The sequence below is a fragment of the Sinomonas sp. G460-2 genome, assembly GCF_047759905.1.
Classification (GTDB): Bacteria; Actinomycetota; Actinomycetes; order Actinomycetales; family Micrococcaceae; genus Sinomonas.
The window spans coordinates 1-621 of the sequence record NZ_JBKZWT010000579.1 but is presented as its reverse complement, the minus strand read 5'-3'; the positions used below and the strand labels follow the sequence as shown (position 1 = coordinate 621).

Here is a 621-nt window from a genome sequence, read left to right as displayed (position 1 = left end):
GTGTCGTCCTCGATCGAGATGTGGTTCTCGTCGTAGATCACCACGAGGTTGCCCAGCTCCTGGTGGCCCGCGAGCGAGGACGCCTCGGAGGTCACGCCCTCCTGGAGGTCGCCGTCGGACGCGATGACCCACACGGTGTGGTCGAACGGGGACGTGCCCTCGGCGGCGGCCGGATCGTACAGGCCCCGCTCCCGGCGCTGGGAGTACGCGAAGCCGACCGAGGACGCGAGGCCCTGCCCCAGCGGGCCCGTGGTGATCTCGACGCCCTTCGTGTGCCCGTACTCGGGGTGGCCCGGGGTCAGCGAGCCCCACGTGCGCAGCGACTCGAGGTTGGCCAGCTCGAGGCCGTACCCGGCGAGGAACAGCTGTATGTACAGCGTGAGCGAGGAGTGCCCGGGGGAGAGGACGAACCGGTCGCGACCGATCCACTGCGGGTCCGCCGGATCGTGCCGCATGAGCTTCTGGAAGAGCAGGTATGCGGCCGGCGCCAGGCTCATTGCCGTGCCCGGGTGCCCGTTGCCCACCTTCTGCACCGCGTCGGCGGCCAGGACGCGGATCGTGTCCACCGCCTTGCGGTCAACATCGGTCCACGTCAGTTCTTCAAGATCAACAGCAGGCACG

1 pseudogene is annotated in these 621 nt (G+C 69.2%); it reads right to left on the bottom strand.

Features of this window, described 5'->3' with window-relative positions:
- A pseudogene (locus ACLN58_RS22575) lies at positions 1 to 620 on the bottom strand (transketolase); the annotation flags it as partial.
- Position 621: the final 1 nt, after the last annotated feature.